Source organism: Streptomyces sp. NPDC046915 (assembly GCF_040644935.1).
Taxonomy (GTDB): Bacteria; Actinomycetota; Actinomycetes; order Streptomycetales; family Streptomycetaceae; genus Streptomyces.
This window is the reverse complement of sequence record NZ_JBEYXB010000002.1, coordinates 500503-525812: the sequence shown is the minus strand read 5'-3', so window position 1 is coordinate 525812 and position 25310 is coordinate 500503. Positions and strand designations below refer to the sequence as shown.

The 25310-nt window shown below is 71.4% G+C and carries 18 protein-coding genes; 3 read left to right on the top strand and 15 right to left on the bottom strand.

What is annotated here, in order from left to right:
* Positions 1 to 177: 177 nt before the first annotated feature.
* The 11 genes from ABZ915_RS07080 to ABZ915_RS07030 all read right to left on the bottom strand — a co-directional run bounded on the left by ABZ915_RS07080 (position 178) and on the right by ABZ915_RS07030 (position 14946).
* On the bottom strand, positions 178 to 1674 hold the full coding sequence (locus ABZ915_RS07080; protein ID WP_361797106.1) for a bifunctional cytidylyltransferase/SDR family oxidoreductase: 1497 nt from the start codon (positions 1672 to 1674) through the stop codon (positions 178 to 180).
* Between the two features lie 195 nt (positions 1675 to 1869).
* The gene (locus tag ABZ915_RS07075; protein ID WP_361797103.1) at positions 1870 to 3057 is read right to left on the bottom strand and encodes a hypothetical protein; all 1188 of its coding nucleotides are present in this window, start codon (positions 3055 to 3057) and stop codon (positions 1870 to 1872) included.
* A gap of 86 nt (positions 3058 to 3143) precedes the next feature.
* Positions 3144 to 4691 (bottom strand): alkaline phosphatase D family protein, encoded by a 1548-nt coding sequence (locus tag ABZ915_RS07070; RefSeq protein ID WP_361797100.1) that lies wholly within the window; start codon positions 4689 to 4691, stop codon positions 3144 to 3146.
* A 355-nt stretch (positions 4692 to 5046) separates the two neighbouring features.
* On the bottom strand, positions 5047 to 6495 hold the full coding sequence (gene obgE / locus ABZ915_RS07065; protein WP_361797097.1) for a GTPase ObgE: 1449 nt from the start codon (positions 6493 to 6495) through the stop codon (positions 5047 to 5049).
* A 117-nt stretch (positions 6496 to 6612) separates the two neighbouring features.
* Complete coding sequence (gene rpmA / locus ABZ915_RS07060; protein ID WP_061922958.1) at positions 6613 to 6867, bottom strand: 50S ribosomal protein L27; 255 nt, start codon at positions 6865 to 6867, stop codon at positions 6613 to 6615.
* Positions 6868 to 6881: 14 nt separating this feature from the next.
* Positions 6882 to 7202, bottom strand: a complete 321-nt coding sequence (gene rplU, locus ABZ915_RS07055) for a 50S ribosomal protein L21 (RefSeq protein ID WP_007381993.1) — start codon at positions 7200 to 7202, stop codon at positions 6882 to 6884.
* A 248-nt stretch (positions 7203 to 7450) separates the two neighbouring features.
* On the bottom strand, positions 7451 to 11584 hold the full coding sequence (locus ABZ915_RS07050; protein ID WP_361797092.1) for an Rne/Rng family ribonuclease: 4134 nt from the start codon (positions 11582 to 11584) through the stop codon (positions 7451 to 7453).
* 257 nt (positions 11585 to 11841) lie between these two features.
* A complete protein-coding gene (locus ABZ915_RS07045) occupies positions 11842 to 12639 on the bottom strand; it encodes a TIGR03936 family radical SAM-associated protein (RefSeq protein WP_361797089.1) in 798 nt (265 codons plus the stop codon).
* A 46-nt stretch (positions 12640 to 12685) separates the two neighbouring features.
* A complete protein-coding gene (locus tag ABZ915_RS07040) occupies positions 12686 to 13561 on the bottom strand; it encodes a hypothetical protein (RefSeq protein ID WP_361797086.1) in 876 nt (291 codons plus the stop codon).
* Positions 13561 to 14112, bottom strand: a complete 552-nt coding sequence (locus ABZ915_RS07035) for a hypothetical protein (RefSeq protein WP_361797083.1) — start codon at positions 14110 to 14112, stop codon at positions 13561 to 13563. The genes ABZ915_RS07040 and ABZ915_RS07035 overlap by 1 nt, the downstream gene beginning before the upstream one ends.
* A gap of 90 nt (positions 14113 to 14202) precedes the next feature.
* Positions 14203 to 14946 carry an SDR family oxidoreductase gene (locus ABZ915_RS07030; RefSeq protein ID WP_361797080.1) on the bottom strand — a complete coding sequence of 248 codons (744 nt, stop codon included), beginning with the start codon at positions 14944 to 14946 and terminating at the stop codon, positions 14203 to 14205.
* A gap of 175 nt (positions 14947 to 15121) precedes the next feature.
* Here ABZ915_RS07030 and ABZ915_RS07025 point away from each other — a divergent pair, with 175 nt between their 5' ends.
* Both ABZ915_RS07025 and ABZ915_RS07020 read left to right on the top strand, forming a co-directional pair.
* A complete protein-coding gene (locus tag ABZ915_RS07025) occupies positions 15122 to 15544 on the top strand; it encodes a hypothetical protein (RefSeq protein WP_361797077.1) in 423 nt (140 codons plus the stop codon).
* Positions 15545 to 15560: 16 nt separating this feature from the next.
* Positions 15561 to 16931: a diacylglycerol kinase family protein gene (locus ABZ915_RS07020; protein WP_361797074.1), complete on the top strand. Its 1371-nt coding sequence runs from the start codon at positions 15561 to 15563 to the stop codon at positions 16929 to 16931.
* Positions 16932 to 16990: 59 nt separating this feature from the next.
* On the opposite strand, the gene ABZ915_RS07015 is transcribed toward ABZ915_RS07020, so the two are convergent.
* The 3 genes from ABZ915_RS07015 to ABZ915_RS07005 all read right to left on the bottom strand — a co-directional run bounded on the left by ABZ915_RS07015 (position 16991) and on the right by ABZ915_RS07005 (position 23391).
* Entirely contained in the window at positions 16991 to 19720 is a 2730-nt protein-coding gene (locus tag ABZ915_RS07015; protein WP_361797072.1) for an HAD-IC family P-type ATPase, read from the bottom strand.
* Positions 19717 to 20730, bottom strand: coding sequence for a polyphosphate kinase 2 family protein (locus ABZ915_RS07010; protein ID WP_361797069.1), 1014 nt, complete (start codon positions 20728 to 20730; stop codon positions 19717 to 19719). Before ABZ915_RS07010 ends, ABZ915_RS07015 begins: the two co-directional genes overlap by 4 nt.
* Positions 20731 to 20865: 135 nt before the next feature.
* The gene (locus tag ABZ915_RS07005) at positions 20866 to 23391 is read right to left on the bottom strand and encodes an amino acid permease (protein ID WP_361797737.1); all 2526 of its coding nucleotides are present in this window, start codon (positions 23389 to 23391) and stop codon (positions 20866 to 20868) included.
* 247 nt (positions 23392 to 23638) lie between these two features.
* Here ABZ915_RS07005 and ABZ915_RS07000 point away from each other — a divergent pair, with 247 nt between their 5' ends.
* The gene (locus tag ABZ915_RS07000) at positions 23639 to 24547 is read left to right on the top strand and encodes a YhjD/YihY/BrkB family envelope integrity protein (RefSeq protein ID WP_361797066.1); all 909 of its coding nucleotides are present in this window, start codon (positions 23639 to 23641) and stop codon (positions 24545 to 24547) included.
* A gap of 5 nt (positions 24548 to 24552) precedes the next feature.
* Here ABZ915_RS07000 and ABZ915_RS06995 read toward each other — a convergent pair whose 3' ends face one another.
* Positions 24553 to 25230, bottom strand: coding sequence for a GAP family protein (locus ABZ915_RS06995; protein ID WP_361797063.1), 678 nt, complete (start codon positions 25228 to 25230; stop codon positions 24553 to 24555).
* Between the last annotated feature and the right edge of the window lie 80 nt (positions 25231 to 25310).

Below are 25310 nucleotides of genomic sequence, written 5' to 3'. Positions count from 1 at the left end.
AATAGCGGTGGATATCACTGAGGAAACCTGCTCTGGGAGGGGGAGTGCCGGTTTTGTGCGGAAATGCTGGGGTTTTACGGAGGATTCGCCAGGTTTACGGATTCAGGCCCCCGCGAACGCCCGGTGAACGGGTGCCCGCAGAGGCCTGAATTCCTAAACGCTAATTGGCGCCAATTATTACACGCCGTCCTGGCGGTCCAGCACCGAGGCCAACGCCTGTTCAAAGCCGGAGGCCTTGGCGGCACCCGCCGTCGGGTCCTGCTGGCGGACGTCGATGACGTGCCCGTTCAGCTCCGACAGCAGCACGTCCAGCGAGGTACGGGCCACCGCCTCGGAGGAGAGCAGACTGCCCGGGGCCTCCTGGCCGAAGGCCTTGGTCCGCATCGGGGTGGCGGTGCGCTCGGGGTTGATGCAGTTGACGCGGATGCCGTCGCCCGCCCACTCGTCGGACAGCGCCTGGGTGAGGTTCACCATGGCGGCCTTGGTGGAGGAGTACAGGCTGTACTCGGCGCGGCCGCGGGTGTAGCTGCTGGAGGTGTAGAGCAGCAGCTGGCCCTTGGTCTCGGCCAGGTACTTGTACGAGGACCGCGCGATCTGCACCGGGGCGAGGTAGTTGACCTTCAGCGCCTCCTCGATGGTGGCGTTGTCGGTCTCGGCGAGCTTGCCTATGCGCAGCACGCCCGCGGTGTTGACGACGTAGTCGATCCGGCCGGTCTCCGCGTACGCCTTGGACAGCGCGTCGTCGACCTCCTCCGGGTTCTCCACGTGCGTGCCGGTGGTGGAGCGGCCCAGCGCGTAGACCTTGGCGCCGTAGGACTCGGCGAGTTCGGAGATGTCCTTGCCGATGCCGTACGAGCCGCCGAAGACGACGACGGTCTTGCCGGTGAGCAGCGCGCGGTAGGCCCCGTCGCCGTTCTGCTCGGGGGCGGCGGTGGAGGCGAGCTGGAAGAGCTTGTCGGCGATGAAGACGTCGACCGGCTGGGTCACCTTCATGTTGTACTCGTCACCCGCGACGACGTGGATCGGCACGTCCGGCAGGTACTTGAGCACGACGGAGCAGTCGTCGGTGGCCTGGAAGTTGGGGTCGTCGGCCGCGACCTGGTAGGCCCGGCGGATCGTGGACAGCTTGAAGGCCTGCGGGGTCTGGCCGCGGCGCAGCCGGGAGCGGTCCGGGATCTCGGTGATGAACTCGCCGTCCTGGCCGTGGGTGCGCGTGACGATGATGGTGTCCGCGGACGGGATGGCCACGTCCACGGCCTCGAAACGCTCCAGCGCGGCCACGCAGTCGTCGATGACGCGCTGCGACAGCAGGGGACGGACGGCGTCGTGGAAGAGGACGTTGAGGTCCTCGCCCTCGGCCAGGCCCTCGCCGAGGGCGTCGATGGCGCGCTCGGTGGTCTCGTTCCGCGTCGAGCCGCCCTCGATGATCTTCTTGACCTTGGTGAAACCGGCCTTGGCGACGATCTTCTCGATGTCGGGGACGTAGCCCGGCGCCATCAGCACGATGATGTCGTCGATCGAGTCGGCCTTCTCGAAGGTGGTCAGGGTGTGCTCGATGACTGCCTTGCCGGCGATCTTCAGCAGCTGCTTGGGGATCGACAGACCCACCCGCTGACCGGTGCCACCGGCCAGGATCACTGCGGTGGTACGGGGCTTGGCTATGTGCTGGGACACAAGTGACCTACCTTGGGGCGACAGGGAACGTCGAAATGCTCCCACTTCGGGTAACCGCAGTGCAAGGTGAGTGACCGCCATCGCATATGTGCACGCAACCTCTCATTCACCTTGCACTGCTGGTGACGGGCGATGCCCTCTTTGCCAGTTCCGCGGAATTGCTGTGAGTAACTCCACAGGTGTCGCGGGACTCGTTCAGCGCCGGCGAAGCCGCTTCAGGCAGCGGTGTCCGAGCACGCGGACGAGCTCCCTCGACGACGTCTGGTGAACGCCGCGCGCCTGAGCGGGCCGAGCGGGCACGGAGGCCGCCGCGGCGAGCGCGCCGTACAGCGCCTGAGCGGCCACCTCGGGAGCGATACGGGCCCCGTCGGGCACCAACCCGGCCTTTGCCGGCACGGCCTGTTCCGGCTCGGCCTGTTCCGGCACGGCGGACAGCAGTGCCGGATCGCCGAGGAGGCGGACGCCCATCCCCTCGATCCGCTCCGCCGCTTCGGCACCGATCGCGGCGGCGGCCTCGAGGGCCCACCGGGGCGTGGCGATCCTCACGTCCCGGGCGGTGGGACTGCACGCGTTCTTCATATGCATGACCGCGCCGTTGCGGACGAGCCTGGAATACAGCTCGTCGGGCAGTCCATTGCCCCGGAATTCGACATTAAGATTCCGCAGCATTTCGGTCTCGGCGAGGGTAAGGGACCGATTCGCGGTGTCCGGAACCGGCCGCAGCAGACCGGCGGGCAGGCTCAGCAGCGACTCGAAGGTGCGCAGCAGTCCGCCCCGGTCCCGGTCGTCCACCACGACGACGGTGACCCGCTCCGGCCCGACCGCCCGGGACCAGCGCTCCACGAGCCGGTCGTGCCGGTGCCGGTGCCAGAAGCTGGGGTTGGGCTGCTCGTACGGGGCCTTGCGGAGCATGTGCTCCAGCCAGTCCTCGTAGCCCATGCGCAGCCCGTTCTGCACGTACTGCTGCCACTGCGACGGCATGACCTTCGCCAACGGGCGCACGGTGACGAGGATGTGCACCCGGTCGCCGCCGAGCTGCCCGACGATCCGCTCGACGGTGGCGCCGTCGGGGGCGTCGGCGAAGAACTCGCTGCTCACCACGGAGGTGTGCCCGCCGGTGGCACGGACCTGTTTCAGCAGCCGGGCCCAGTGCCTGTCGGTGGGCGCGGTGTCGCCCATCATCGCGGGCCGGGCGCAGGCGGCGAGCGCGGCCTCCATGGGGTGCCGGCTGTGCGCGGGGAACTCGGCGCCGTACCGCGGCAGCGTCTCCTTCGCGGCGAACAGGGCGCCCTGGATGGCGGTGGTGCCGGTCTTGTGCGGGCCGATGTGCAGCAGGCGGGTGCCGTTCGGCAGTGGCCCGGGGGTCGTACAGTCCGTCTCCATGGTCAGAGGAAGGTAAGAGACTTACCTGAGACTTACCTGAGAGCACCGTGGGACTCCGGTGAGTCCCACGGTGCTCCGGCGAACCGTCAGACCACCTGGACGCCCGGTTCGTCCGATTCCACCCGCAGCGTGGCCAGCGTGCTCGCGGTCGCCTGCTGCTTGAGCACCGTGTCCACGACCCGGACCCGCGCGTCGATGCCGTCGCGGCGGATGTCGAAGAGGTGGTAGCCGCGGTGGGCGTCGATGACCTTCCAGTGCGGGTTGTCCGCCATCAGCGGGTCCCACTGGGCGTGGAAGGCGGCCTGGTCCTGGTCGCCGCTGCTGGAGATGGAGGTGCCGACGAACTCGGCGCCGACGGCGTCGGAGCCGGGGTCGGCGAAGTCCTCCTTGAGGTCGCTGATCATCGTCAGGTGCCGGTCGCCGCTGAGCACGACCGGGTTGCGGATGTCGGCGAAGTCCTTCAGGAGTGCGTTGCGTTCGGCCTGGTAGCCGTCCCAGGCGTCGTAGTACCAGAGCTTGCCCTCGCCGACCTGGAGATCGGTCTCGGCCATCATGATCTGCGAGGCGATGATGTTCCAGCGCGCCGGGGAGTCCCGGAGCCCGTCGAGGAGCCACTCCTTCTGGTCCGCGCCGAGCATGGTCATCGACGGGTCCTGGGCGCCGGCCTGGCTGGTGGCCTGGTCGCTGCGGAACTGCCGGGTGTCCAGCACGTTGAGCCGGGCCAGGCGGCCGAACTCCAGGCGCCGGTACATCTGGATGTGCGGGCCGTCGGGGATCGCGGTGGCGCGGACCGGCATGTGCTCGTAGTACGCCTGGAAGGCCGCGGCCAGCCGGGCCACGAACGCGTCGTGCGACTGCTTGTCGGGGTCCTGCGGGATCTCCCCGGCCCAGTCGTTGTCGACCTCGTGGTCGTCGAAGGTGACCACCCAGGGGGCGTTCGCGTGCATCGCGGCGAGGTCGGGGTCGCTGCGGTACTGGGCGTAGCGGTTGCGGTACTGCTCGAGGGTGTACGGCTCGCCCTTGCCCTCGTGCTTGCGCACGGCGGTCGAGGAGGGTGAGGACTCGTAGATGTAGTCGCCGACGAAGAGCACGAAGTCGGGGTCCTGGGCGAGCATGTCGGCGTACGGGGTGAAGTAGCCGTGCTGCCAGTTCTGGCAGGAGGCCAGCGCGACGCGCAGCGAGCCGCCCTTGCGGTGCGGGTGGGGCGCGGTGCGGGTGCGGCCGGTGGGCGAGATCTGGCCGCCGGTGCGGAAGCGGTACCAGTACGTGCGGTCGGGGTGCAGACCGCGTACGTCCACGTGAACGCTGTGCCCGTACTCGGGCCGGGCCTGGGCGACGCCCCGCCGCGCGGTCTTTCTGAAGCGTTCGTCCTCGGCGAGTTCCCACTCCACCGGAACCACGCTGTCGGGCATGCCACCGCCGTTCAGCGGGTCGGGGGCGAGCCGGGTCCACAGCACGATGCCGTCCGGCAGCGGGTCGCCGGAGGTGACGCCGAGGCTGAACACGCCGTCGGGCAGCTTGGTCTCGGCCGCGCGCGCGGTGGCCGGCAGCCAGAGTTGGGCGGAGGCAGCGGCGCCGAGGACGGCGGCACCGGCGGTCAGAAAGCGGCGTCGGTCGGGCGTTGCTCCGGTCATGTGCGCTAACTCCCTTGCCACAGTGGCCTCTTGAACACTCGGAAGCTCCCACGGCCGGACGGTCCGCCCGCTGAACGAGAGCCTTCGCGTGCATGACAAATGGGCAGACAACAGAAGACCCGTTGCGGCACGGGAACCACTTGACGAACGTGATCTTGCCGCAACGGGTCTTACCGAGGGTCAACCCGTCTTACTGGGTGTCCTACTGGGTGTCAGGAGACATTCTGGGGCGAGTTGTTCAATAGGTGAAGCCTGATCCAGGCCGTGCTCCGGAGGCCACGGTGCCGGCCGAACGCCTTCGCGCCGCTGCCCGCGGCCCCGCTGTGCGGGACCGCGGGCAGCAGGGCCGCGTGGCTCACTCGAACGGGTTGAACTCGCCGAACTCCTGGAGGGACTCGTCGCGCTCCGCCTGCCGGTCGCGGCGGCGCTGGACCGCGGGGCGCTGCTCCTCGAACCGGTGGTCCTCGCCACGCCGGCCGAGCATCTCCGCGCCCGCCATGACCGTCGGCTCCCAGTCGAAGACGACCGCGTTCTCCTCCGGGCCGATGGCCACGCCGTCGCCGGAGCGGGCGCCCGCCTTCATCAACTCGTTCTCGACACCGAGGCGGTTGAGCCGGTCGGCGAGGTAGCCGACGGCCTCGTCGTTGTTGAAGTCGGTCTGTCGGACCCAGCGTTCGGGCTTCTCGCCGCGCACCCGGAACACGAGCTCCCCGCCGGTCTCCTCGCGGGTGACCGTGAAGCCCGCGTCGTCCACGGCCTTCGGCCGGATCACGATCCGGGTCGCCTCTTCCTTCGGCTTCGCGGCCCGCGCCCTGCCGACCAGCTCACCGAGCGCGTACGACAGCTCCTTCAGGCCGATGTGCGCCACCGCCGACACCTCGAAGACGCGGTAACCGCGCGCCTCCAGATCCGGCCGCACCATCTCGCCGAGGTCCTTGCCGTCGGGCACGTCGACCTTGTTCAGGACGACGATCCGGGGACGGTTGTCGAGCCCGCCGTACTCGCGCAGCTCCGCCTCGATGATGTCGAGGTCGGACAGCGGGTCGCGGTCGGACTCCAGGGTCGCCGTGTCCAGCACGTGCACCAGCACGCTGCACCGCTCCACGTGCCGCAGGAACTCCAGGCCCAGGCCCTTGCCCTGGCTGGCCCCCGGGATCAGGCCGGGCACGTCGGCGATGGTGTACACGGTCGAACCGGCCGTGACGACACCCAGGTTGGGCACGAGGGTGGTGAACGGATAGTCGGCGATCTTCGGCTTGGCCGCGCTCAGCACCGAGATCAGCGAGGACTTGCCCGCGCTCGGGTAGCCGACCAGCGCCACGTCGGCGACCGTCTTCAGCTCCAGGACGATGTCCTGGAGGTCGCCCGGCACGCCGAGCAGCGCGAACCCGGGCGCCTTGCGGCGGGCGCTCGCCAGAGCCGCGTTGCCGAGACCGCCGCGACCGCCCTGGGCGGCGACGTACGACGTGCCGTTTCCGACCAGGTCGGCGAGGACGTTGCCCGCCTTGTCGAGGACGACCGTGCCGTCCGGCACCGGCAGGACGAGGTCCTGCCCGTCCTTGCCGGAGCGGTTGCCGCCCTCGCCGGGCTTGCCGTTGGTGGCCTTGCGGTGCGGGGAGTGGTGGTACTCGAGGAGAGTCGTCACCGACTGGTCGACGGTCAGGATGACGTCGCCGCCCCGACCGCCGTTGCCACCGTCGGGGCCGCCGAGCGGCTTGAACTTCTCACGGTGGACGGAGGCACAGCCGTGACCTCCGTTACCCGCGGCGACATGCAGTTCGACGCGGTCCACGAAGGTGGTCATGGTTCGTGCCTCCAGATACATACGGGGTATTGCCTATGTCAACACGCGAAAGGCGGACCCGCCTTCCCGACCGGGAAGTGAGGTCCGCCTCGCGAAACGTTCGGTCTAAGCCGTAGCTCAGGCGACCGGAACGATGTTCACGACCTTGCGGCCACGGTGGCTGCCGAACTCCACCGCACCGGCCTGGAGCGCGAACAGCGTGTCGTCGCCGCCACGGCCGACGCCGGCGCCCGGGTGGAAGTGGGTGCCGCGCTGGCGGACCAGGATCTCACCCGCGTTGACGACCTGACCGCCGAAGCGCTTCACGCCGAGCCGCTGGGCATTGGAGTCGCGACCGTTCCGGGTGGACGATGCGCCCTTCTTGTGTGCCATCTGTTCTCAGTCCCTTACTTCGCAGCCGCGGGGATCTCAGTGACCTTGATCGCCGTGTACTGCTGGCGGTGGCCCTGACGACGGCGGTAGCCGGTCTTGTTCTTGTAGCGAAGGATGTCGATCTTGACGCCCTTGTGGTGGTCCACGACCTCGGCCTGGACCTTGATGCCGGCCAGCACCCACGGGTCGCTGGTCACAGCGTCGCCGTCGACAACGAGCAGGGTCGAGAGCTCGACCGTGTCGCCAACCTTGGCGGTGGAAATCTTGTCAACCTCAACGATGTCGCCGACAGCAACCTTGTGCTGGCGACCACCGCTGCGCACGATGGCGTACACGCGGATCTCACTCTCTCGCTCGGGGAACGGCACCCCCGCAGTCCAGCCGCCCGGCACGCGAGCGGCCTCTCCGGAGCACCCAATGCTCCGGAGGAAGAGGTTTACGGGGATGTGGCGCGTCCATATCCACGGAACACGCCGAGGGTCAAGGTTACGGGGCCACGGTCGAAGGGGTCAAACCGGGCCGGGCCCCGCCGCTGTGCGGCCGGTCACGTGGACCGGCCGCACGGCGTGCCGACCTTGCCGGGTCAGCCCTCGTCGGTGGCGGCGGAGACCGCGGTCTTCTTCGCCGTCGACTTGGCGGCGGCCGTCTTGGCGGTCTTCGCCGCCTTCTTGGCCGTCGTCTTCTTGGCGGCCGTCTTCTTGGCCGCGGTCTTCTTCGCCGTGGTCGCCTTGGTGGCGGCCTTCTTCGCGGTGGCCTTCTTGGCGGCCTTGCGGGCCGTCTTCTTGGCCGGAGCGGCCTCCTCGGCGACTGCCGGAGCCTCGGTGACCGCTGCGGCCTCGGCGGGTGCCTCCGCCGACGGGACGACCACGACGGCCGTCTCCTCGGACGCGGTGGGCGCGGTGGCCTTGCGCACGGCACGGCGGCGCGGACGGGCCGGGGCGGCGCTCTCGACGGGCGCCTCCTCGGCCGGGGCCGCGGCCTCGGGCTGTGCCACCGGCGCCTCGGGCTCCGCCACCGGGGTCTCGGCGGCGGGCGCCACCGGCTCGGTGATCGTCACCACGGCCGCGTCGGTCCCCGCGGGGGAACCGGCCGGCGCCGACACCTTGCGGGTCGCCCGGCGGCGCGTACGTCCCTTGGGCGCGGTCTCCTCGACGGCCGGGGCGGGAGCCTCGGCCTGCGCCACCGGCACGACCGGGTCCTCGACGGCGACGGGCTCGGCCTGCGCCTCGGCGGCCGGCTCCGGCAGCACCGGACGCTCGGTCTCCGCCACGGCGGAGACGTCCTGGGCGGTCGGGACCTCGGCCGCCTCGACGACCTCGGCCTCCGCCTTGGGAGCCTCCCGCTTCCGGGCCTCGGCCCTGGGCGCGCCGGCCGGAGCCGACGCCCGCCGGCTCGCCCGGCGCCGCGAACGGCCACGGGTGGCGGCGGCCTCGGCCTCGGCGACGCTGCTGTACAGCTCCTCGTCCGGCGCGAAGTCGGGAGCGGGCAGGGCGACCGGCTCGGCGATCTCCGCCGCGACCTCCGCCACGGCCTCGGTCTCGGCCTCCTCCTCGACGGTCCCGGCGCCCCCCGAGGCCACGGACACGGTCTCCTGCTCGGTCACCTGACCGTCGCCGCCGCGCCCGCGCTTCTTGCGCTTGCCGCCGCCCCCGGTGGAGGTCGGCTGCTCCATGTGCACGATGACACCGCGGCCGTTGCAGTGGACGCAGGTCTCGGAGAAGGACTCCAGCAGGCCCTGGCCGACCCGCTTACGGGTCATCTGGACCAGGCCCAGCGAGGTGACCTCGGCGACCTGGTGCTTCGTACGGTCCCGGCCCAGGCACTCCAGCAGGCGCCGCAGCACCAGGTCCCGGTTGGACTCCAGCACCATGTCGATGAAGTCGATGACGATGATGCCGCCGAGGTCGCGCAGCCTGAGCTGGCGGACGATCTCCTCGGCCGCCTCCAGGTTGTTCCTGGTGACCGTCTCCTCGAGGTTGCCGCCCTGACCGGTGAACTTGCCGGTGTTGACGTCGACGACGACCATCGCCTCGGTCCGGTCGATCACCAGCGAACCGCCGCTGGGCAGCCAGACCTTGCGGTCCAGCGCCTTGGAGAGCTGCTCGTCGATCCGGTACGTGGCGAAGACGTCGACCTCGGAGGTCCACTTCGACAGCCGCTCGGCCAGGTCGGGGGCGACGTGCGAGACGTAGCCGTGGATGGTCTCCCAGGCGTCCTCGCCGCTGACGACGACCTTCGAGAAGTCCTCGTTGAAGATGTCGCGGACGACCCGGACCGTCATGTCCGGCTCGCCGTACAGCAGCGTCGGGGCGTTGCCGTTCTTGGCCTTCTTCTGGATGTCCTCCCACTGCGCCTGGAGCCGCTCGACGTCCCGGCGCAGCTCGTCCTCGCTCGCGCCCTCGGCGGCGGTGCGCACGATGACGCCCGCGTCCTCGGGGACGATCTTCTTGAGGATGGTCTTCAGCCGCGCCCGCTCGGTGTCGGGCAGCTTGCGGCTGATGCCGGTCATCGAGCCCTCGGGGACGTACACGAGGTAGCGGCCCGGGAGGGAGACCTGGCTGGTCAGGCGGGCGCCCTTGTGGCCGATCGGGTCCTTCGTCACCTGGACGAGGACCGACTGGCCGGACTTGAGGGCGGATTCGATGCGGCGCGGGCCGTTCGCCATGCCCAGCGCCTCGAAGTTGACCTCACCGGCGTAGAGGACCGCGTTGCGGCCCTTGCCGATGTCGATGAAGGCGGCCTCCATCGACGGCAGCACGTTCTGGACCTTGCCCAGGTAGACGTTGCCGACGTACGAGGTCGACTGCTCCTTGTTGACGTAGTGCTCGACGAGCACGCCGTCCTCCAGGACGCCGATCTGCGTGCGGTCGCCGTTCTGGCGGACGACCATCACGCGCTCGACGGCCTCGCGGCGGGCCAGGAACTCGGCCTCGGTGATGATCGGGACGCGGCGGCGGCCCTGCTCGCGGCCTTCCCGGCGGCGCTGCTTCTTGGCCTCCAGACGGGTCGAGCCCTTGATGGACTGCACCTCGTCGGACGGCTCGGCGGCCTTGCGGGGCTCGCGGACCTTGACGACCGTGCGCTCCGGGTCGCCCTCGCCGGGCTCGCCGTCGACCGCGGTGTCACCGGCGCGCCGACGACGCCGGCGGCGGCGACGGCTGGAGCTGGAGCCGCCGGAGTCCTCGGAACGAACGTCCTCGGCGTCCTCTTCCTCCTGCTCGGCGGTGTCCTCGGCGTCCTGCTCCGCCTGCTCGGCGGCGAACTCCTCGGACTCGGCGTCCGCGCCCGCCTCGCCGTCGGCGGCGTCACCGCGACGGCGGCGACGGCCACCACGACGGCGACGGCGGCGGGAACCGGTCTCCTCGTTGTCGTCGGCCTCGTCGGCCTCCTCGCCCTCGGCGAGGTCCTCGGCCGGCTCCGCCGGTTCCTCGGCCTCGGCGGCGGTGGTCTCCTCGGCCCGGGTCTCGGCCTCCTCGCCGTCCCCGGCACCCCGGCGGCGCCGGCGGCGGCGCGAGCCGGTCTGCTCCTCGGGGAACTCCTCGACCGCCTCGACCGCCTCAGCCTCGTCGGGCTCGGCCGCCTCGGCGGCCGCTTCGGCGGCGGCGCGCTGCGGGGTCTGGAACTGCGGCTCGGTGAACACCGGCGCCTGGAACACGGCCACGGCGGGCCGGGCCGGGCGACGCGGCGTCTCGGCCTCCGCCTCCGCCTCCGCGGCCTGCGGGGCGGCCGTCTGCGCGGGCTCGGCGAACCCGGTCGCGGCCTGCCGCACGACCCGACGGCGGCGCCGCGGGGCTTCGGCGGCGGGGGTCTCGGCAGGCTCGGTGGGCTGCGCGGGCTCGGCGGCGGCTGCGGGGGCCTCCTCGGCCACCGCGGCAGTCTTTTCGGTCTTTTCGGTCTCTTCGGTCACAGCGGCTTCTTCCGTCACCGCGGTACCGGCGGGCGCGGTCACGCGGCGCGTGGCACGGCGGCGAGTACGGCGCGGAGCGGCCTCCTCCGCGGTCTCCTCGGCCGCGGCGGCGGGTGCCTCGGGAGCCGCTACGGCAGTTTCGGCGGCGGCGGGGGCGGCTTCCGGGGCCGGAGCGGTCCCGGTGGTCTCCTCGGCCGCGCTCGGCGCACCGGTGGGCGCGGAGGCCCGGCGGGTCGCACGGCGACGCGGGCGGGCGGCGGGCTCGGGCTCCTCCACGGCGGCCGGAGCCTCGGCGGCGGGCGCCTCGGCGACCTCCGTCTCGGCGGTCACCGTCTCGGCGGCCTCCTCCGACGAGGGCGCGGCCGCGGGGGCGGTCACGCGGCGCGTGGCACGGCGGCGGGTACGGGGCGGCGCGGCCTCCTCCACGGCCTCCTCGGCCGCGACGGCGAGCGTCTCGGCCTCGGCGGGGGCCGGGGCGGCGGCGGCCGGTACGACCGTCTCGGCGGCCTCCGTGGACACCGGGGAACCGGTGGGCGCGGACGCCCGACGGGTCGCACGGCGACGCGGGCGAGCGGCGGGCTCCTCCACGGCGGCCGGAGCCTCCGCGGTCTCCGCCTCGGCGGCCACCTTCTCCTCGACCTCGTCGACGTCGGCGGCCGGTATGGCCGGCGCGGTGACCTCGGCAGAGGTCTCGGCCCCGGCGGGCGGACCCGCGGGGCGGGAAGCGGCACGGCGCCGACGACGCGGCGGCAGGGTGTCGCTGGGGGTGTTGAGTTCGGAACCCTCAGTGGGTTCGGTCGGCTCGAGCATGCGGGCGTTTCTCCCGTCAGGCCCCCGGGCGCCGCGCCTGGTCCGGCGTCGATCTCGTCGACCGCCGTTGACGTCCGCGGCTCGCGCGGTGCGCGGTGCCGCCGTTCGCGGCGCGGTCGCCGCACGGGAGCTCTTCGTGTCCTGTCTCGCCGGTTCCGTACGCCTTGTTTTGTACGGCCTGGCGAAAGTCTTGTGGTCGGTGCGCTGCCCGACCCAGGTGGCTCCCGAGTACGAGGGCGGCGCTACGACGTCCGTCCTTACGCGGAACCTTCCATCGCCGACGCCGTCGCGGCGGCAGCGGGAACGGCCGTTGTGAGGGCCTCCGCCGCCTCGCGGTCGGGCGCGAGCGGGTCGGTCACCGTGCCGGTCTCTTCATCGAGCAGCCCCTGCGCCAGCCTGGTCACCGCTGCGGGGACCGGCGGCGTCAGGTCGGCCACGGCGCGGAGACCGGACAGGACGTCGTCGGGTCGTACGGCAGGCGTCACGTGCCGAACAACCAGCCGCAGTATCGCACAGGGCTGGTCGGTCGGCCTATCAGCCTGCTGACTCTGTGTTGTCACTCTCTCCTGGCTCTCCAGGCTCACGACCGCGGGTCGAGCGTCGAAGGTGCGGACGCCGTTCTTGGTCATGCGCTGGACCTCGACGGCGCCGGCCCCGTTGAAGGCCGCCACCGCCCGCTCGGCGTCGGCCGGGTCGACACCGTCCAGCCTGAGCTCCCACACGGAAGCCGTCAGCCGGTCGGCGAGTCCCGACGTCCGCGCCTCGACCGCGTCGACGATGTCGAGCCCGAGGGGCAGCGACTCGTCGAGGAGGACGCGCAGCGGCTCCGGGTCGCGGTGCGCGGTGAGCGCGATCTCCAGGTACTCCGCCTCACTGCCCGTGCCGGTGGGTGCGGCATTGGCGTACGACACCTTGGGGTGCGGCGTGAACCCCGCCGAGTACGCCATGGGCACCTCGGCACGGCGCAGCGCACGCTCGAAGGCGCGCTGGAAGTCACGGTGGCTGGTGAACCGGAGGCGGCCGCGCTTGGTGTAGCGCAGTCGGATGCGCTGCACCGCGGGTGCGGGCGGCGGGCCTTCGGGCTGTCGCTTGCCCAGTGTCCTAGTCCTTCGTGAGTGCGGTGGTACTGCTACCAAGAGTACGTGTCTCCGGCGCCGTGAGTTCCCGCCGGTCCGCCGGTTCGCCCCGCCGGGGCTCGCCGAACAGCGCCCGGCGGACGTCGGCACGCACCTGGCGGACGGTCTCCCGGGCGGCGGCCAGCGCCTGCCGCCCGGCCCGTCCCACGGCCCGCGCGGCCTCGGCGACGGGCCGCAGCAGCAGGTCCCGTACGACGTGCCCGACCGGGGTGAGGAGGGTCCGGTACACCCATCGCGCCGGCTCCACGAGGATCCACCGGAAGAGGGTCCCGAGGACCCTCCCGACGGCGCGCGAGACGTGCCCGGCGATCCGCCAGGCGTGCCCGAGCGCCGCCCCGATCTCCCGCCCGACGACGGCGAGGACCCGGCCGACCGGCACGAGCACCCGGCGCCACAGGACGAGCGCGGGCAGGACCAGCAGGACGCGGGCGATCCAGTACAGGACGGTGCCGACTCCGGTGGCGATCGTGCGCAGCACCCGGGCCATGGCCCGCCCGACCGGCCTGAGCACCCACATCAGGGCGTGCCCGACGGGCGTGAGCACGCGCGCGTAGACCCACGCCAGGGCGTGTCCCACAGGCGTGAGGAGATACCGGTACAGCCATCCCAGCGGCACCACGACCAGGCCGTACAGCAGCCACCCGAACGCCCTGCCGGCCGGCGCCAGTGCGTACCGCCACAGGAACCGCCCGATCGCCACCAGCGCGTCCCAGGCCATCCGCACCGGCACGACCAGCACGAGCACGACGATCCGCAGCGGCATCCGCAGCGCGACGACGAGGCAGCCCTCGGCGTGCTCGGGCGGGGGCGGCGGCTTGCGCGGGTCCGTACCGCCGGCCATCAGCCGACGACCTGGACGGTCGTCCCCTTCGTGGCGAAGTCCCACATCGCCTTGCCGTCCTCCGCGCGCTCTCGTACGGCGCCGGTGCGCAGGCTGGGGTTCGGCGACGGCGAGGAGCCGTCCACCGCGTTGGAGAAGGCGTTGGAGGTTCCGAAGTACACGGCGTTCTCTATCTGCACGCCGTCGCTGCCGACCCCGGTCTCACGCCGGAACGTCACGGGAAACGCCCCCTTGGCCGGCGTCACCGTCCCCGGCCAGACGGCGAACGTCCGCTGGGACTTCCCGTCGGCCCCGACCAGCCAGACGCGCTTCTGCCCCAGCGAGTACACCACCCGGCGCCCCGTCCCGGAGCCGGCGGGCACCTTGTACTGCGGGGGCTTGGGCGCCTCGGAGTGGGACGCCTTCGCACTCGGCTTCGGAGCGGCACCGCCGGCCAGCCCCCCGTCCGGAATCCCCTTCCGCGCCTGGAGGGACAGCACGAACACTATGGCCAGTGCCCCCACCAACAGCCCGGTTATCCAGGCACCCGCGGGCACTTTACGCCTCGACACTGGACCAGTCTCCCCACACGCCCCTTGCGGACCTCCCCGACGTCGGCCCTCCGTGTCGGTAGATTATCCGTGCGATGTCGGTGGGAGATGTCAGCGGGAGACGAACTGCTGACCGCCGTCGATGTCGTACGTCCCACCGGTGAGCGCGGTGTTGCACATGATGTGCACGGCCAGAGCGGCGACATCGCCGGGCTCGACGACCCGCCCGATGGGCAGCGTGGCCCGCAGTTCCTCGCGCCGGGCGGCGAGCCGGTCACCCAGGAGCGCGGCCGACAAGGGCGTGTCCACGAATCCGGCGGCGATGAGATTGACCCGGATCGGCGCGAGTTCGACCGCCAGGCCGGCGATGAGGGCGGGCAGTGCCGCGGTGAGGGCGGCGACGACCGCCATGCCGGCGCCGGGGCGCCGGCCTCCGGTGCCGCCCATGAACAGCAGCGTGCCGCCGGCTCGCACCTTGTCACGGCTGTGGAGGGCGACCGCGAGTGTCGTGGCGAGGCGTTCGCCGAACTCACGGGGGGCCCGCGCGAGGTCCACGTCGGCCAGGGGGGTGTAGGAGGGGCTGCCGGCCGTGACCATTACATGGTCGACCGGCCCCGGCAGATCCTGGAAGAACTCCCGGAGCCGGTCGGTGTCGCCGGCGTCGAACGACGCCGTGCCGATGGGCTCGACCTCGAGCGCGGCCCGCTCCAGCCGTTCGGGGTTCCGGCCGACCAGGACCACCTGGCCGCCGTCGGCGCGCACCTGGCGGGCGGTCTCCAGCCCGATGCCCGCGCTGCCACCGATCACCACGACGGTCCGGCCGGCCAGGCCGGCCTGTCGGCCGCTCCCCGTCATCCGCTCCTCCGTACGTCGACCCCTGCCCTCTGCCCCAATTGTCGCGTCCTGGGCGGTTTTCCGCTCGGCCGCCGTCATCGCCCCGGAGCGACCGGCCGCCTCACCCGTGCCGGGTGAGGCGGCCCGGCACTTGACGTGCGCAAGCTAGGACGAAGGAGGAGTAAGGAGACAGATCATGACCGCGACACCGCATGCACGCCCCGAACCGGCCAAGCAGCACTGGGCGGTCGGTCTGATGATGTTCGCCGCCGTCATGCTGGCGATCGTCGGCGTGCTCGACATCTTCCGGGGCATCATGGGCATCGCCCACGACAACGTCTTCCTGACGACGTCCGGATACGTCTTCCAGTACGACCTCACCGGCTGGGGCTGGGTCCACCTCATTCTCGGCGCGGTCGCCTTCGTGGTCAGCCTGGGCCTGTTCCAGGTGGCGACCTGGGCGCGGGTCGCCGGTGTGGTGATCGCCGGCTTCCTCATCATCGCCAACTTCCTCTCCCTGCCGTACTACCCGGTGTGGTCCGTCCTGGCGATCGCGATCTCCGGATTCGTCATCTGGGCGCTGTGCGTGGTGCGGGACGAGCGGCGCCCGGCCGTGTGACGGGAGCCGGTTCGCCGTGCGACGGGAGCGGCGCGCGGGCACGCCCGCGGCCTGGGCCCGGCTGGGGCTCCTCGCCCTGCTGGGCAGCGTGCTCGTGCTGCTCGTCACCGCCGGGCTGCGCAGCCTCCTCTGGGTGCTGATCGCCGTGGTGGGGGTGGCCCTGACGGCCGCCGGGCTCTGGTGGGTCCTCGCTCACTCGGGAATCGTCCGGGCCGTCGGGATCCTCCTGGTGGTGCTGGTTCCGCTCGCGGTCCTGGCCCTGTTCGCCGCGCACGACATGCTCTGGCCGGCCTGCCTCTCCCTGGGCCTGTGGCTGGTGGCGCTGGCGGCCGCCCGGATCGCGATGACCCCCACGGACCGTGCCCCCGGGCGCGGCGGTGAACCCAGGCCGGTGGCGGCCCCGAGGCAGCCGTGGGTCGTGATGAACCCGCGCTCCGGCGGGGGCAAGGTCGGCCGCTTCCACCTGGCCGAGAAGGCGACGGCGGCGGGCGCCCACGTCGTCCTGCTGGATCCCGGGCACCACCAGGACGTGGCGGACCTGGCGCGGCGTGCGGTGGCCGACGGAGCCGATCTGCTGGCCGTGGCCGGCGGGGACGGCACCCAGGCACTGGTCGCCGAGGTCGCGGCCGCGCACGACGTGCCCTTCATGGTGATCCCGGCAGGGACGCGCAACCACTTCGCACTCGACCTGGGGCTCGACCGCGACGACCCGTCAGCCGCCCTCGAGGCGTTCACCGACGCCGTCGAGTTCCGCGTCGACCTGGGGTTCGCCGCCGACCGGGTGTTCGTCAACAACGCTTCCTTCGGAACCTACGCGGTCGTGGTGAGCGATCCCGGCTACCGGGACGCGAAACTGCGCATGACGCTCCAGGCGCTGCCCGGCCTCCTCACCGGCCCGGAGGCGCCACGCCTGCGGATGCGTGCCGGACAGACCCGCGCCGAGGGCCTTCAGGCCGTGCTGGTCAGCAACAACCCCTACCGGCCTGTCGTCGACTCGGCGCGTCCCGGACTGCGGGAGAGCCTCGACTCCGGACGGCTGGGTGTGCTGGGTGTTCGCGTCGACAGCTCCGTCCAGGCGGCCCGGCTCCCCGCCCGGCTGCTGGGGAGGGCCCGGCTGCTGGGGAGGGCCCGGCGGTCACCGGCCGTGACACGGCTGACGGCCCGCGAAGTGGTCGTCGAGTCCGACGGGGCCACCGTCGCGGCCGGCATCGACGGAGAGTCCGTCGTACTGCCCGCTCCGGTGGTCTGCCGGGTGACCCCCGGAGCGCTGCGGGTCCGTGTCCCGCGCCATCGGCCGGGAACACCGCCGAACAGGCCCCGGGCCGACTGGCGACAAGTGACGCGCCTGGCACTGGCCCGGCCCGACCGGCCGCGGATTCACCTCTGACCAGGCAGTTCGCCGGGCGGTCGCCGGACGGGCGTCACCTGCGCACTCGCCTGACGGCGTCACCTGCGCACGGCCGGTCCGCCGTTCCAGCGGGCGAGGAACTTCCCGAGCTCCCACAGCACCAGCAGCGCCAGCGCCGGCACCAGCGTCCAGGCGAACTCCCGCAGGTTCAGCTCGGTCGTTCCGAGCAGCCTGCGGAAGGCGTCCAGCTGGGTGACCAGGACCGCGAGGACGAACTCGAAGAGCATGGCCCGGTTCATCTGCTTGCTGTCGAAGCTGGCGGTGGTGAGCACGGTGTCCGTCTCGCTGCGGCACTCCAGCGCGGCCACGATGAGGCAGAGCGCGAAGGACGTGAACGCCATCGACTGGCCGACGGCGACGCTGCCGAAGTGCGACTCCCCCAGCTTGATCAGCAAGAGCAGCCCGATGGTGATCACCAGTCCGGAGAGCCCGACCGTGAGCACCACTCCCCTGCTCAGCACGGGCATGCCGCGTGGCCGCGGCCGGCGTTCCATGAGGCCGGGGCTCTGCCGGTCGAAGCCGAGCGCGAAGCCGAAGGCCGCGTTGACGAAGAAGTGGATCCACAGGACCTGTGCCGGGGTGAAGGGCTCGCCGGCGGCGATGTCGAACAGCGCCGCGCCGAGGAACGTCAGCACGAAGACGACGAGAAGGACGAGGACGAACCGGATGTACTTGGTGAGGTTGTCGTAGATCTTGCGGCCCTGCTCGACGGCGAAGACGATCGTGGCGAAGTTGTCGTCGGCCAGCACCATGCGCCCGGCGTTCTTGGCGACCTCGGTGCCGGATCCCATGGCGATCCCGACGTCGGCCGCCTTGATCGCCGGGGCGTCGTTGACGCCGTCGCCGGTCATGGCGACCACGTGCCCCTTCTTCCTGAGGGTGTCGGCGAGCAGCACCTTGTGCTCGGGGGCGACCCGGCCGACGACCCCGATGCCCTCGATCCGGTCGAGCCGCTCGTTCTCCGGCAGCGCGGCGAAGTCCGCGCCGAGCATGGCCTCGCCCTCGATCCCGAGCTGCTGGGCGATGGCGGCGCCGGTGACGACGTCGTCACCGGTCACCATGCGCACCCTGACGTGAGCGGCCTGCGCGTCCGCCACCGCGGTGCGCGACTCGGGCCGCGGCGGGTCGACCATCCCGACCAGGCTCGTCATCCGGAGTTCGGTGACGTAGCCGAGCAGGTCACCGGCGGCGTCGAAGGTCGCGGGGTCGAGGTCGCGCTGTGCGGCGGCCATCACCCGCAGGCCCTCCCTGCCCATGCGCTCGACATGCTCCTGAGCCCGGCCCCGCAGGCCGGCGTCCCACGGGACGGCGGTACCCCGCGACAGTGCGGTGGCGGCCCGCGCCATCATGGCGGGCGCCGCCCCCTTCACGAAGCAGCGCACGACGGGGCGGCCCGCGGCGTCCGTGGCCGCGTTGAAGGTGGCCATCAGCTTGTACGAGGGGTCGAAGGGCAGGGTGGCCAGGCGCGGCAGCCGGTCCCGGGTGGCGTCGATGTCCACTCCGGCCTTGTGGCCGAGCACCAGGAGCGCGCCCTCCGTGGGATCGCCGACGACCTCGCCGTCGACCAGCCGCGCGTCGTTGGCCACGAGGTAGGGCAGGATCGCGCTCTCCATGTCCGGTGAGCTGCCGACGGCGTGGTGGACCTTGCCCTGAAGGCCGTACCCGGTGCCGGAGACGGTGTAGCGGTCACCGGGGTCCACCACCTCCACGGCCGTCATCTGGTTCATGGTGAGCGTGCCGGTCTTGTCGGAGTTGATGGCCGAGGTGAATCCCAGCGCCTCCACCGACGGCAGGTCCTTCACGATCGCCTCGCGCCGGGCCAGGTCGACGGCGCCGATGGACAGGATCGTCTGCGTCACGGTGGGCAGGGCCTCCGGGATGGCGGCGATGGCCAGCGAGACGGCACTCACGAACAGCGCGTCCCACGCCGTACCCCGGCTGCGTCCCAGGACGAACATCACGATCATCGTCAGCCCGGCCGTCCCCGTGATCCACAGGGTGAGCCGGTCCATCTCCTGGGCCAGCGGCGAGGCCTCGCGCGGCGTGGCCGACAGCATCCCGGAGATGCGGCCGAGTTCGGTACCGGAGCCGGTGGCCGTGACGATCACCGTTCCGCTGCCGTGGGTGACCGGCGTGTTCATGAACGCCATGTTCCGGCGGTCCCCGGGCGCCAGGTCGGTCCCGGTCAGCGCCCCGGACTCCTTCGCCGCCGGCACGCTCTCACCGGTCAGCGCCGACTCGTCGATCTGGAGGGCGTTGGCCGCGACGATCCGGCCGTCGGCCGGCACCTCGTCCCCCGCCGCGAGCAGCACCACATCGCCGGCGACGACCTCCTCGGCCGGGATCTCGGACTCCGTCCCGTCCCTGCGCACCCGGGCCGTCGCCTTCATCATCGACTTGAGCGCGTTCATGGCGCTCTCCGCCTTGCCCTCCTGCCGCATCCCGACGACCGCGTTGAGGACCGTCAGTACGAGCAGCAGCACCCCGGTGCTCCACTCCTTGATCACCAGGGAGACCACGGCGGCGCTCACCAGGACCAGCTGCATGTAGCTGCGGTACTGGGCCAGGTAGCGGCGCCAGCCCGGCACGGGCTTCTCCTCGGGCAGCGCGTTCGGCCCGTCCGCCCGGAGCCGCTCCGCCGCCCGCGCCGCAGGCAGCCCACCGGCCGGGTCCACCCCGAACGCGGCGGCCACGTCCTCGGACGAAAGCGCGTACCACACCCGACCGTCCGTCGCCCGCTCCCGCGGGGTGTCTGTCGGCGCGGTCATGGCTTGTTCTTCTTGTTCTTCTTGTTCTTCTTGTTCTTGCTCTTCTTGCTCTTCTTCTCCTTCGCGGATTCCGCGACCGACGCCGCATACGGATCCGCCGGCGCCCCCTCGGGTGCCTCGCGTTCCAGGTCTCGTCTGACCTCGGCCAGTTCATGGCGGGTCTGGTCACTGACCTGCGGGTACTGGGGGTCGATGTCGATCAGCGTGTGCGCCAGTACCGCGGCCGCGCACAGCCGGGCGAACCATTTGCGGTCGGCGGGTATCACGTACCAGGGCGCCCACTCGGTGCTGGTGGCCGACAGCATCTGCGAGAACGCCCGCTGGTAGTCGTCCCACCGGGCGCGCTCGCGGACGTCGGCCGGCGAGAACTTCCAGTTCCGCTCGGGAACGTCTATGCGCTTGAGGAAACGGACCCGCTGTTCTTCCTTCGACAGGTTCAGGAACAGCTTCACGATCCTGAAACCGTTGTCGGTCAGATAGCGCTCCCAGTCGTTGATCTCCCGGTAGCGCCGCTCCCATACGTCCGGACCGCGCGCCGCGAGGGGCAGCTTCTGGCGCCGGAGGTTCTCGGGGTGCACCCGCACCACCAGCACCTCTTCGTAATGAGACCGGTTGAAGATGCCGATCTCGCCACGCCGGGGCAGCTCACGGGAGTAGCGCCACAGGTAGTCGTGGTCGAGTTCCTCCTGCGAGGGCACCTTGAAGCCGGCCACCCGCACTCCCTGCGGATTGACCCCGCTCATCACATGACGGATGGTCCCGTCCTTGCCGCCGGCGTCCAGGGCCTGGAGGCACACCAGCACCCCGTACACGTCCTGCGCGGCCAGCCGCCGCTGGTAGTCGGCCAGCAGCTCGATACCGCTGCGCAGCAACTCGACGCCGTCCTTCTTCTTGCTGATGCCCGCCTTGTGCGCGGGGTCGAAGTCCTCCGGCAGCCGCACCTCGGTTCCGGGCCCGACTCTCAGCGGGCTGACGAACTCCGCTATCCGCTCGGCTCTCTCGTCGGCCATCGCCTGCTCGTCCCTTCGTCGCCCCCGGCCCGCCCCGGCCCGCCCCCGGCACCACCGTCACGCTTCGTTCCAAGGTTCGGCCTGGTCAGCGGGGGCGGCATCACCCTCCGCGGGTGGTTCGCGCCGTGCCGGCCGCTACGGCAGCAGGTCCTGCTCGGTCCAGATCGTCTTGCCGGTGGGGGTGTAGCGCGTGCCCCAGTGGTGGGTCATCTGGGCGATGATGAACAGGCCCCGGCCGCCCTCGTCGTCGCTCGCGGCGTGCCGCAGATTGGGTGTGGTGTGGCCGGTGTCGGAGACCTCACAGATCAGGTTCCGGTCGCGGATCAGGCGTACCTGGATCGGGCCGCCGACGTAGCGGATGGCATTGGTGACCAGTTCGCTGACGATGAGTTCGCTGGTGAACGCCAGGTCGTCCAGCTCCCAGTCGCCGAGCTGCTTGCTGACGGCGCCGCGGATGGTGGCCACCGCGGCCGGGTCCGGGGACAGTTCCCACTGGGCGAACTGGTCGCGGTTGAGCAGGCGGGTGCGGGCCACGAGCAGCGTCGCGTCCTCGTCCACCGGTCCCGGCAGCAGGGTGGTCACCGCCCGGTCGCACAGTTCTTCAAGGGAGCTCCGCTCGCCGGCGAGGACGTCCGACAGCTGCGCGAGCCCGGCTTCGCGGCCGTCGGTCGCCTGGAGGAGGCCACCCGTGAAGAGCGCGACGAGACTGCCCGGCGGGAGCTGGAGTTCGGTGCTCTGGTAGGGCGCGCCCCCGACTCCCAGCGGCGGTCCGGGCGGCAGCTCCGGATACTCGACGACGCCCGTGTGCGGTTCGACGACCGCCAGCACCGACTCCCCGGCCCGCGCCAGGCTGCACTTGCCCGACACGGGGTCGTACACCGCGTACAGACAGGTCACGTCGACGGTCGCGGCGCGCCGCGACCTCAGGGGGCCGTGGCCGTTCCCGCGCTCGTGCGCGGTCTGCTCGACCAGGTCGTCCAGGCGGGACAGGAGCTCGTCCGGGCTCAGGTCCAGCCGGGCCAGGACACGCACACCCGTACGCAGGCTCCCCATGGTGGCCGCGGCACGCAGCCCGTGACCGAGCACGTCCCCGACGACCAGGCCGACCCGGGTGCCCGACAGCGGGATGACGTCGTACCAGTCGCCGCCCACCCCGGACCCGCTGTCGGCGGGCAGGTAGCGGCTCGCCGAGTCGAGGGCGGTGTGCCGCGGCAGGCGGCGCGGAAGCAGGCCCCGCTGGAGTTTGAGTGCCACGGTGTGGCCACGGGTGACCACCGGCAGCAGCAGGAGACCGAGCAGCAGCGCGCCGAGGCCTATGACGGTGACCCCGCCGGTCGGGCCGATCAGCGGCAGGTCGACGCTGGTCGCGCCGTACCCGGGGGCCGCGTAGACGAAGGCGGCGTAGAGGAACAGGCAGAACATGATCAGCGCGCCCACCCCGGGCAGCACACCCTTGAAGACGAGGTCCTTGGTGCTGTGGGTGAGGATCTTGCGGTGGTACCAGAGGCAGGCGAACCCGGTCAGCCCGTACTGGAAGGTGATCGCGAGACCGACCGAGTCGATCGAGTCGGCCAGCACGTTCCCGCTGAAGGAGGTCAACAGGACGAGGAAGGCGATCGAGACCGCTCCCATGCCGACGGTCGACCAGGTCGGTGTGAGGAACCTGCGGTGGACCCTGGCGAACCGGGAGGGCACGGCCTTGTGCACCGCCATGGAGAAGACGGTCCTGGCCAGGGGAAGGATGGTGGTCTGGGTGGAGGCCAGCGCCGAGGTGAGCACCATCAGGATCAGCAGTCTCGACAGGACGAGCCCCGTGTCGTGGCTCCCGAAGACGGCCTCGCCCAGTCCGGAGAACACATCGTCGGAGTGGGCGGTGTTGCCCAGCCCGATGCCCGAGGGGCCGGTCCCGGCGAAGGCCTGCGCCGAGGTGGCCACCAGCGCGTACATGATCAGGAGCAGCACGGTGGACATGACCGCGGCACGCCCGGGGATGCGTGTGCTGTCGACGGTTTCCTCGTTGATCGAGACGGCGGTGTCCCAGCCCCAGTAGATGAAGACTCCTGCCAGGAGGCCCGACGTGAGGCCCTTCGTGGAGGACACCTCGAAGGGGTTGAACCAGGAGGCGGAGACATGGATCGCCGTCGGCGGAGGGTCGGTGTAGACCCTGACCAGCGCGGCGACGGCGAACAGGACCAGCATCCCCACTTCCAGGCACAGCAGCCAGCGCTGGACGGCGGCGGAGAACTCGATGCCGACGTAGCAGACCGTGGTCATCACGGCGATCCAGACGATGCCCGCCACGGTGGTCCACAGCCGGTTCTCCGCCAGTCCGTCCAGGCCCACCAGCCGAAAGCTGTACGTACCGGCGATCTCGGCGAGGCTCGCCATGACGATGACGTTGGCGACGATGATGCCCCAGCCGCCCATCCAGCCGGTGCGGGGACCGAAGGCGCGGGTCGCCCAGGTGAAGGTGGTTCCGCAGTCGGCGTTGCTCGCGTTGAGCTCCCGGAAGGCGTACGCGATCAGCAGCATCGGCACGAACGACAGCATGGTGACGATCGGGGCCTGGAGGCCGACCGCCGCCACGATGAGCCCCAGCGTCGCGGCGAGACTGTAGGCCGGGGCGGTGGACGCTATCCCGATGACCACCGAGGAGAACATGCCGAGGGCGTCGTTCTTGAGCCCCTTCCGGCCGGCCCCCGTCCCGGGAGCGGGGCGGCCGGCGGACACGACGCCGCCAAAGTGCCTCACACTTGATTCCAACGCCGGGCCGCTCCCCTCCGCAACAGAAGCGCCGGCCGCCACGGGGCCGGGAGCCCGTACCGCCGTCGCCGCCGGAGCCGCGGCTCCGAGCGCCGGTGCCCTTGCCTGACGTGCTGCGGAGCGCCGGGTCCCCCACTCTGGGGACATGCTCCATTCGCATCACCGGGCCGTCGGCGCGTCCCGTCGGCGGGGATCGGCACGTCGGCTGGCCGCCGCCGCCCGGTCCGCGCACGCACGGGCGGCGGCCCGGTTTCCGGTGCTCACCCACCTCGCGGACCGCTTGGTGTCGGTGAACATCTTCGACTCCGCCACGCGCCTGGCGGCGCAGTGCTTCCTGACCGCGGTCCCGCTGCTCTTCGTGGTCGGGGCGTACGCGCCCCCTGCGGTACGGCAGCAGCTCATCACGTCCGTGCGCACCGTCTTCGGGGTCACGGGTGCCGCGAACGCCCAGCTCGTACACGCGCTCACCCCCACGACGGGCGATCTGCGGCAGGCGACCGGTGTGGTGGGCGGACTGATGGCGCTGCTCTCGGCCACCGCGGTCAGCAGGGCGATGCAACGGCTGTGCAAACGGGCCTGGGAGATCCCCCGGGCGGGAACCAGGATCGCCCCCTGGCGTTGGCTGGCCTGGCTCGTACTGTGGCTGGGGGCACTGCTGGTCCAAGGCCCGATGCGCGACGGGTTCGGCGTCGGGGCCTGGCTGGGGATCCCGGTCACACTGGTGGGTCTGACGGGGCTGTGGTGGTGGACCCAGCACCTGCTGCTCGGAGGCCTGATCGGCTGGAAGCCGCTGCTGCCCGGTGCGGTGATCACGGCGGTCGCCCTCACCACGCTGAGCGTGACCGCACGGCTGTATCTGCCGCGGGCGCTCAACCACGCCCTCGCCGAGTACGGCTCCCTCGGCTCGGTGTTCATCATGCTGTCGTGGCTGATCGTGGTCTGTGTCGCCGTCGCGATCAGCATCAGCGCGGGCGCCGTGGCGGCCCAGGAACCGCCGCTGGCCGACCGCCTCGGAAGCCCGCCTGCGGTGCGGGACCGGAACGCGCGTCCGTGACACGGTCAGGAATTCAGCACGTCGATTCCGTCCCCCAGCAGTTTCAGCCCGAACACGAAGAACAGAACCGCCATGACGGCCGTGTTGTGCCGCGCCGCCCATTCCTTCCAGTTGCCCAGCGTGTTCTTCGCCCGCTCACCCATGACCAGGAATACCCCCAGCGGAATCAGCAGCCCCAGGGAGGCGACGAGGACGAAGATCGCGAGCGCGCCGATCTGCTCGCCGACGGGCAGTCCCGACGAGCTGATGGACGCTGCCGCGGCAATGGTCAGCGGGGCGTTCTTCAGGTTTCCGGCGGACAGCACGAGGGCGAGGAGGAAGGTCTTCACGGGTGTGAAGCGGTCGATCGTGGCCATCCATTGAGGCAACTGTGCCTGGGTGACATCGGCAGGGCGATGACGCCACAGCCGCAGGGCGAGAAGAAGCAGTGCCACCCCCAGCGCGAGCTTGAGGGCCCCCACCCAGTCGGCCGGCTGCCCGTGGGCCCCGGCACCCCCCTTGCCGCCGATGACCAGCATCACCGCGCCCAAGGCCGACAGGCCCACCACCCAGCCGGTGGCGAACACCAATCCGTTCACGCGTCCCCGAGGCGTCGCCAGCACGATGATGATGGCGATGACCGGAAGCGGACTGACGGCGACACCGGCCGCCAGGCCCAGTACGTCACCCAGCACTTGACCCATGCGGCAAGCATCGACGACAGCGCGCGGTCTTTGCCGCATGGACGCGGCGGGCGGGTGAACGACGGTCCCGGCCGCGCTGT